This window comes from Pseudoalteromonas sp. P1-13-1a (assembly GCF_001401875.1).
GTDB lineage: Bacteria > Pseudomonadota > Gammaproteobacteria > Enterobacterales > Alteromonadaceae > Pseudoalteromonas.
On the sequence record NZ_LKDV01000024.1, the window covers coordinates 58,560 to 66,361 of the forward strand.

A 7,802-nucleotide genomic window follows, 5' to 3' on the forward strand; every position below is an offset into this window, starting at 1 on the left:
TCTTTGCCCGCTTTGTCCTGATAGTTTTAGTGATAGTTTTTGAGTGATAGACATGTCTTATACTACTTTTAGTCGTAACCATAATGATCAAATGCAAGAGCCAATGTTTTTTGGCCAAACCGTTAACGTTTCGCGTTACGATCAACAAAAATACCCTATTTTTGAAAAATTGATTGAAAAGCAACTTTCGTTTTTTTGGCGTCCAGAAGAAGTAGACGTAAGTAAAGACCGTTTAGATTTTCAAGCGTTACCTGAGCACGAAAAGCACATATTTTTAAGTAACTTAAAATACCAAACGCTGCTTGATAGTGTACAAGGCCGCTCACCAAATGTTGCCCTACTTCCTATTGTGTCTATTCCTGAACTAGAAACATGGATAGAAACCTGGGCATTTAGTGAAACTATTCACAGCCGCTCTTATACCCACATTATTCGTAACGTAACACAGTCACCAGAACTAATTTTTGATGACATTGTAAGTAACGAAAAAATCAGCGAACGTGCTGATGCGGTAACCACCTACTACGACGATTTAATTAATGGCGTGTCGCTTTATAATCTGTATGGGGAAGGCAAGCACGACATTAACGGTCAAACCGTTGTGATTAGCTTATTTGATCTTAAAAAGAAACTTTACCTTGCGATGATGTCGGTAAATATTCTTGAAGCTATTCGTTTTTATGTTAGTTTTGCCTGCTCATTTGCCTTTGCAGAACGTGAATTAATGGAAGGTAACGCTAAAATCATCAAGCTAATCGCTCGTGATGAAGCGCTACACCTTTCGGGTACACAGCATATTTTGAACATTATGCAAGATGGTAAAGACGACCCTGAAATGGCGATTGTCGCTGCGCAGTGCCGTGAAGAAGCCATTAAAATGTTTGTAGAAGCAGCAGAGCAAGAAAAAGAATGGGCAGAATACTTGTTCAAAGATGGCTCAATGATTGGCTTAAATAAACACATCTTGTGTCAATATGTTGAATACATCACTAATGCACGTATGACAGCAATTGGCTTGCCTGCGCAGTTTGAAAACAACAGCAACCCTATTCCATGGATCAACTCTTGGCTTGTGTCTGACAACGTGCAAGTTGCGCCGCAAGAAGCTGAAATTAGCTCATACCTTGTAGGTCAAATCGACTCTCAAGTAGATGCCTCAGAATTTGGTGACTTTGATTTATAATGAGTGACAAACCCACTGCAAGTATAACGCTTGCAGATAACAGCCAGTGTATTGAATTTAGCACTGGCTGCCCTTCTGTTTTACATTGCTTAGAAAACCAAAAAATAGACGTAGCCTATCAGTGCCGCGAAGGCTATTGCGGCGCGTGCAGAGCCACGTTAGTCTCTGGCCAAGTGCAATATAACGAAGAACCTTTAGCGTTTGTACGTGAGGGAGAAATACTGCTGTGCTGCTGTAAACCCAATGGCAATATAAGCATAAACTTAAAATAAAGTTATACCAATGCGCATAATTAAGTATTATTGCAAATGAGTATTACTGCGTCTTATGAATCTGCTTTAGTTCGAACCGATAGTGCCCTGTGATTTTATAATCAAAGAGCATATCGGTTTTTTCAGGACCACGCCCAATATTATGTACAATTAAAGGATTGCCGGTTTGTGTAGAGTACTCATTAACGACCATGCCAATATGAGGAAGATTCCCGGGTAACATCCAAGTTATTATATCACCCGTTTTGTAGTCATTAGGATCACCAGATATTGCTAAATTTAAACCGTGTCTTTTAAAGTAAATTTGTAAATTAGGCACTCTTCGGTGGTCGATATTTTTATCCGGTTTAGTCAGCCCCCAGATTCGTTTAGAGGGGTAAAGCGCAAAGTTATTTTTTATATCTTCATGTACTAATTTTTGTAAATCTACACCTAACTTTCTGTAGCTTCTGATAATAACATCAGTACATACCCCAATGTTACTTGGCACATCTCCCCCTGGGTATGTAATTGAATAATATGCACCATTATAAATAACCGAGTGAGTTGTTCTTTCAATTAAAGCAGCGCTTATATCTTCGGTAAAAATGTTTGCACCACAGGTTGAGGATATAACCGACAATAAATATAGATAATAGCGAATCATATAAAATCCTTTTAAAGCTGTTTAGCTACAGGGTATTTGCAACATGCCTTGGGATGTTAATTCCCTCGCCCGCATGGGTAAAATGTGCATCGAGTTCATAAGCCATCAACTCAAGTGGTGCATTGTGATAACCAAGCTGCTGAATCTCACTCAAGTAACGCTGCATAAATGCTATTGAGCCAAGCTCACCCCACTGTGCTACGTGAACTAATTCATGAAAATGTACACGAAGATTATCTTGCATGTGCGGCAGAACATAATAGGTGTTTTTATAGGTTATGCCTGCAGCGTCCATGTCAATAAAATCGCTCACCCCCATAGAACGTAATTCATCAAAGTCTGGCTTTGGGATTTTATCAACCACAACATAAAAAGAGTTACTCAAAAAATCTAAAGGGTAAAAGTCACTAAATTCATTCTTAAATTGACTGCAGCATACCCTTTGTGATGTGTAATAAGTGTTAGTTTTATCAATCCATTGTTCTATTTTTTTCAGCACATCCTTACTCCAACATTCACTGATGACTACAAGTTTAAGTTTTAATCTTCTTCAATAAGTGACTCAAGCAGCTCGTGTATTTCTGCTTTGAGTTCTTTATCTTCAATTTTATTAGCACTTACCTTGGCACTTTTAAGGCTATTAATCGCCTCATCTTTTTTACCTAGCTCTATTTGTAAAGTGGCCATTGAATAAGCTATCGATGCCATATGATCTTTATTATTTATTGCAATCGACTTTTCTAGCGCTTTCTCGTATGTAGTGAGAGCGTCTTCAAGCTCTTCGGTAAAGTCAGCTAAGGTTTCCCACTGTACAGGGTGATCTTTTGAGGTATTCTCGTTTTCTTCACAAATCGTTTTAAGCCTAGAAAATAATAATTCAAATCTTTTGCGGTCGTTTCTATTTGCAGCCTCCATCAACTGTTCTGCTAAATCATGTACTGCTTTATATACTTTGGTGTTCATCATCAAGAACTATCCTCAACTGGCCGCTAAACTAACTATTTAATTTAGCAAAAATACTATTTATAGGCGTCCTGATCTTATAAGAACGGCTAATTATCTAGGTGTAATGATACATTAATAATAGATAACCGGTTGTAATTAAAAGTGTGGTTTTAAAATTATATATATAAAGTAGCCCACGTTAGTTACAGTGATACACTGAGAAACTTATAAATTCCTAATATACTGGCTAAAAATGAAAGAGTGCAACCAATGTGGCAAATGTTGTATTAAATACGGGGGTGGTGATTTAAGCGCAACTGTACAAGAAATTGAAATGTGGGCACTGTTTAACCCAGAGATTTATCAATATGTTAAAGATGATGAAATTTGGTTCGATCCACATACGCAATTAAGGCTTATCGTTTGCCCCTTTTTAGAAATAGCGCCTAAAAAAGCGCCCTCCCATAAAACAATGTATACCTGTAGCATTTACCTGGATAGACCAGAAGATTGCCGCCAATACCCCAGCTTGGTTTCTGAGATGATACGTGATGAATGCGAAATGATAGAGCCTAAGGATATAAATAACCAGCCTAAAGCGCAGCGTAAACTCAATATAATTATGCTCGATAGCCGCTCTTAAAACAGCTTATCTTATTCGCGTGTTTATTCATCGAAAAAATTAAGCTATAGTATAACATTGTTGATATGTCAAATACGCGGTGTTATATTATATCACAACATAGTAACCGCGAACCTTTAAGATAATGACAAAGTTAACATTAATTTCTTCTGCAGTTTTTTCTGTTTTATGTTCTCATTCAGCACTTGCTGCTACCGTTACCGGTAAAATAACAGATGATAAAAACCAACCTATTGAAAATGCAGCTGTACACGTACATGGTAAAGACCAAGGTGTAAAAACCAACGCACAGGGCGAATTTTCTATTGATGTAGACTCTCAAAGCCAATTACATGTAAGTAAAGACAACTTTATAGACTCGCGTATTGCCGTAAATGAAAACTCAAACAATGTGACGGTTTCACTTACCCCTACCTCGGTAGAAACCGTTGTTGTATATGCCTCTGCACTGCATAAAAACAGCCTAGAGATGATTTCTCCTGTTAGCGTTTTATCAGGTGATGAGCTTAAAAACAAATCAAAACCTACCCTTGGTGAAACGCTAAAAGGCTTACCAGGTGTAAATGCCAGTTACTTTGGCCCGGTATCGTCAAGCCCTATTATCCGTGGTTTAGATGGCCCTCGCGTTAAGATTACTCAAAACGGTTTAGATGCTAGCGATGCATCGCGTATTGGTCCAGACCATGCAACTTCAAGCGACAGCTTAGCGGCTGAACAAATTGAAGTATTGCGCGGACCAAGCACCCTACTTTATGGCTCAGGGGCAATTGGTGGTGTAGTAAATGTAGTTGATAACCGTATACCAACGAGCAATCTAGATGATTTATCCGGCGCTGCTGAATACAGCCATGACACGGTATCTAATTCAAATACGGTGGCTGCAAAACTAGAAACAGGCAATGACGGATTTAACTTTCATTTTGATGGTACCAAACGCAGTGGTGATGACTATGAAACACCGACCTTTAGTATTACAGATGAAGATGGTGACGTTGAAACAGCAAACACTGTAGAAAACACCTTTATAGATAGTGATACATTCAATGTGGGTACTAGTTATGTGGGCGATCATTTAACGGTTGGCTTTTCTTACGGTAGCATTGACACCGATTACGGTATCCCTGGGCATGAGCATCATGACCATGACCATGACCATGAAGGTGAAACCGAAGAAGAACACGACGATCACGCAGAGGAAGAAGAAGAGTCTGTTTATGCTCATCTTGAGCAAGATCGTTGGCAAGGCCTGATTAGTTATGCGCTGGATAATAACTGGGTTGAGAATATTAACCTTCGTGTTGGCTACACTGATTACTCACACAGTGAAATTGAAGACGGTGAAATTGGCACTACCTTTAAAAACGAAACAACCGAAGCGCGCTTAAACGTAGAGCATAAATTAGCTCAATGGCACGGTATGATTGGCTATCATTATAGCGAGTCTGATTACGACGCCATTGGTGAAGAGGCCTTTACTCCTGCAAGTGTTACCACTACTCATGCACTCTATCTACTAGAAGAGCGTGAATTTGGAGATGTAACTGTAGAGCTTGGTGCACGTATTGAAGACTATGAGATTACAAGCACAATTACAGAAACAGAGCACGACCACAGCCATGATGAAGAAGAGGAAGATCATGATGAAGGTGAAGAAGAAAGTATTGCATACAGCGAAAGCTTTACTAATGTAAGCGCCTCAGTCGGCGCCATTTGGCAATACACACCTGGGCAAAGTGTAGCGCTTAGCTTATCTCACTCTGAGCGTGCTCCTCTTTCTGCTGAACTTTTATCTAATGGTTTACACATTGCTACAGGTACTTATGAAGTAGGCCTTGGCTATCATATTGAAGATAACGAGGTGCACTTTGAGCCAGAAGACATTAAGCAAGAAAAATCGACTAACCTTGATTTAAGCTTTAGACGCTTTAGCGGTGATTTTGGCTACACAGTAAACTTTTTCTATAACGATATTAAAAACTTTTATTACCAACAAAATACAGGCTTAGTTTACGACGAAGAAGATGGGTTAGAATCAGCGATTGGTGCACACGATGATGCGGTTGCTGTTTATCAATTTGCCAGTAAAGATGCTGAGCTATATGGTATTGAGTTTGACGTGCACTACCAAATAGACCCAAGTACGATGATTAAAGTTTTTGGTGATTCAACTCGCGCTAAGCTTAAAGATGATGCGGGGAATTTACCACGCATTCCTGCTAATAAATTAGGCTCTGAATTACAATACAACGTGGGCGATTTACAACTAACGCTCACCGGTACGCACTACTTTGAGCAAAACGATATAAGCGCCTTCGAGACCAAAACAGATGGCTATACAATTGTTGATGCACAAGCTAATTATCAATTAAGTTTAGGCGCTATTGATACGCAGCTGTACTTAAATGTAGATAACATTACCGACGAACTTGGCTTTGTTCATAGCTCGTTTATAAAAGATAAAGCCCCACTACCAGGCAGAAACTTCCGCTTTGGTATTAGAGGTTACTTTTAATAAAGCTTTAGCATTTATTTAGTTAGTTTTAAAACCGCATTTTATATGCGGTTTTTTTATGCCACTTCATTTAATTAACTAGGTTATTTAATTGATGTTTATAAAGCAGTAAGCGTGAGACGTGGATTTAATACCATCGCAGTACTAAATAAATTTAAGTATTAAATGGTGCGCTATTGAGGTTAAAAAGTTCACATATAAAGTAACCCAACAGCGTATTGTTGCCTAGCTAGCAACACGGTTATCTGCCCTCACCATAGCCTACTTCTTCAAACTGTTTGGACTACACTAGTAAAGGCCTGAGAATTGGTATTAAACTACGTATTACAAAAAAGCCGCGGTCTAAGACCACGGCTTTTTAAATACTGACTTAATTACTAAATTAAGAAAGGATTTCGTGTAGCTCAACGTCAAATATAAGCGTTGAGAAAGGTGCAATTGCAGCACCTGCGCCACGTTCACCATAAGCAAGCTCATGAGGAACGTAGATACGCCATTTAGTGCCTACAGGCATCATTTGTAATGCTTCAGTCCAACCTTTGATTACGCCACCCACTGGGAATTCAGCAGGTTGACCGCGCTCGTAAGAGCTATCAAAAACAGTTCCGTTAATTAGTGTACCGTGGTAGTCAACACGTACTGTAGACTCAGCTGTTGGCTTTTCGCCTTCACCTGTTGCTAGTACTTCGTATTGTAAACCAGACTCTGTAACAGTGATTTCAGGACGCTTAGCGTTTTCTTCTAAGAATGCGATACCTTCAGCAGAAAGTACTTTTGCTTCTTCTTCACGACGCGCTTGGATCTCTTCGTTAATTTTTTCAAATGCAGCTTGGATCTCAGGGAGCTCAACTTGAAAAGCGCTACCAGCGTACGCATCTTTCATGCCTTCAAATACTGAATTTAGGTTTAAGCCTTCAAAAGGGTTAGACTTAAGTTGCTCACCCATTTGTAAGCCAATACCGTAACTTGCTTTTTCAGCATCTGTAGTAAAATTATCTGACATAATGTGTTTTTCACGTTTTGTTAGTTAAAAGACGCGTACATGCTAACATAAAATAAAACCGGTTTGGGGCTAGTTTTTACTGTGTTTCACCTTAATTTTACCAACTATGTAGCTAAAAAGGGGTAAAGTGAATAAAAATCCAACAAGCAGTGGCCATGCTATTAAACCGCCACTGCCAAACAACACTAGCGGCACTAATACTAAACCTACTAAAGCAATAAAAGCGGCGCCAATTATAGGCCAATGCGTATCGTATTTAGTAATAAGGTGCGCAGTTAAAACATTAAAGCCAATACCATATGCAAAGGCAGTGATAAGCGTTGCGTCTGGTTGCGCATCTGCTGCCATTTTTATTAATAAATTAATCGCGCTTTGATAACAGTAACCAAATACAATCCACAGTAATACATGCTTTACTAAGCGTTGCGATGTAGTAAGGTTTGCTTCTTTTGACATTTATTAAACTCCACAAAGCAAAAAACCGCCCATAAGGCGGTTTTTTTAAATAATGGTGGAGAGATAGGGATTTGAACCCTAGATAGGCTACAAACCTATGCCGGTTTTCAAGACCGGTGCATTCGACCACTCTGCCATCTCT

General features: G+C 39.1%; 9 protein-coding genes. 4 read left to right on the forward strand and 5 right to left on the reverse strand.

The features are described 5' to 3' along the window. The first annotated feature begins 52 nt into the window (after positions 1-52). Together nrdB and yfaE are read left to right on the forward strand one after the other, a co-directional pair. The gene (nrdB, locus tag AN391_RS14510; RefSeq protein WP_055016064.1) at positions 53-1,183 is read left to right on the forward strand and encodes a class Ia ribonucleoside-diphosphate reductase subunit beta; all 1,131 of its coding nucleotides are present in this window, start codon (positions 53-55) and stop codon (positions 1,181-1,183) included. Beyond that, positions 1,183-1,455: a class I ribonucleotide reductase maintenance protein YfaE gene (gene yfaE / locus AN391_RS14515; protein ID WP_055016065.1), complete on the forward strand. Its 273-nt coding sequence runs from the start codon at positions 1,183-1,185 to the stop codon at positions 1,453-1,455. Before nrdB ends, yfaE begins: the two co-directional genes overlap by 1 nt. 43 nt (positions 1,456-1,498) lie before the next feature. On the opposite strand, the gene AN391_RS14520 is transcribed toward yfaE, so the two are convergent. The 3 genes from AN391_RS14520 to AN391_RS14530 are packed head-to-tail and all read right to left on the reverse strand — an operon-like array spanning position 1,499 to position 3,067. Beyond that, positions 1,499-2,101: a DUF1287 domain-containing protein gene (locus AN391_RS14520; protein ID WP_055016066.1), complete on the reverse strand. Its 603-nt coding sequence runs from the start codon at positions 2,099-2,101 to the stop codon at positions 1,499-1,501. A gap of 25 nt (positions 2,102-2,126) precedes the next feature. Continuing rightward, positions 2,127-2,600 carry a hypothetical protein gene (locus AN391_RS14525; RefSeq protein ID WP_055016067.1) on the reverse strand — a complete coding sequence of 158 codons (474 nt, stop codon included), beginning with the start codon at positions 2,598-2,600 and terminating at the stop codon, positions 2,127-2,129. A gap of 41 nt (positions 2,601-2,641) precedes the next feature. Then, entirely contained in the window at positions 2,642-3,067 is a 426-nt protein-coding gene (locus AN391_RS14530; RefSeq protein ID WP_055016068.1) for a hypothetical protein, read from the reverse strand. Positions 3,068-3,299: 232 nt separating this feature from the next. Here AN391_RS14530 and AN391_RS14535 point away from each other — a divergent pair, with 232 nt between their 5' ends. Both AN391_RS14535 and AN391_RS14540 read left to right on the forward strand, forming a co-directional pair. Beyond that, the gene (locus tag AN391_RS14535; RefSeq protein ID WP_055016069.1) at positions 3,300-3,689 is read left to right on the forward strand and encodes a YkgJ family cysteine cluster protein; all 390 of its coding nucleotides are present in this window, start codon (positions 3,300-3,302) and stop codon (positions 3,687-3,689) included. A gap of 124 nt (positions 3,690-3,813) precedes the next feature. Then, on the forward strand, positions 3,814-6,201 hold the full coding sequence (locus AN391_RS14540; protein ID WP_055016070.1) for a TonB-dependent receptor domain-containing protein: 2,388 nt from the start codon (positions 3,814-3,816) through the stop codon (positions 6,199-6,201). A 382-nt stretch (positions 6,202-6,583) separates the two neighbouring features. Here AN391_RS14540 and AN391_RS14545 read toward each other — a convergent pair whose 3' ends face one another. Both AN391_RS14545 and AN391_RS14550 read right to left on the reverse strand, forming a co-directional pair. Continuing rightward, positions 6,584-7,204: an FKBP-type peptidyl-prolyl cis-trans isomerase gene (locus AN391_RS14545; RefSeq protein WP_055016071.1), complete on the reverse strand. Its 621-nt coding sequence runs from the start codon at positions 7,202-7,204 to the stop codon at positions 6,584-6,586. A gap of 69 nt (positions 7,205-7,273) precedes the next feature. After that, positions 7,274-7,660 (reverse strand): hypothetical protein, encoded by a 387-nt coding sequence (locus tag AN391_RS14550; RefSeq protein WP_055016072.1) that lies wholly within the window; start codon positions 7,658-7,660, stop codon positions 7,274-7,276. Between the last annotated feature and the right edge of the window lie 142 nt (positions 7,661-7,802).

Bases quoted from the DNA above. Each gene is read 5' to 3' on its own strand.
- nrdB (WP_055016064.1), top strand. From the start codon at position 53: ATGTCTTATACTACTTTTAGTCGTAACCATAATGATCAAATGCAAGAG.
- yfaE (WP_055016065.1), top strand. From the start codon at position 1,183: ATGAGTGACAAACCCACTGCAAGTATAACGCTTGCAGATAACAGCCAG.
- AN391_RS14520 (WP_055016066.1), bottom strand. From the start codon at position 2,101: ATGATTCGCTATTATCTATATTTATTGTCGGTTATATCCTCAACCTGT.
- AN391_RS14530 (WP_055016068.1), bottom strand. From the start codon at position 3,067: ATGATGAACACCAAAGTATATAAAGCAGTACATGATTTAGCAGAACAG.
- AN391_RS14535 (WP_055016069.1), top strand. From the start codon at position 3,300: ATGAAAGAGTGCAACCAATGTGGCAAATGTTGTATTAAATACGGGGGT.
- AN391_RS14540 (WP_055016070.1), top strand. From the start codon at position 3,814: ATGACAAAGTTAACATTAATTTCTTCTGCAGTTTTTTCTGTTTTATGT.
- AN391_RS14545 (WP_055016071.1), bottom strand. From the start codon at position 7,204: ATGTCAGATAATTTTACTACAGATGCTGAAAAAGCAAGTTACGGTATT.
- AN391_RS14550 (WP_055016072.1), bottom strand. From the start codon at position 7,660: ATGTCAAAAGAAGCAAACCTTACTACATCGCAACGCTTAGTAAAGCAT.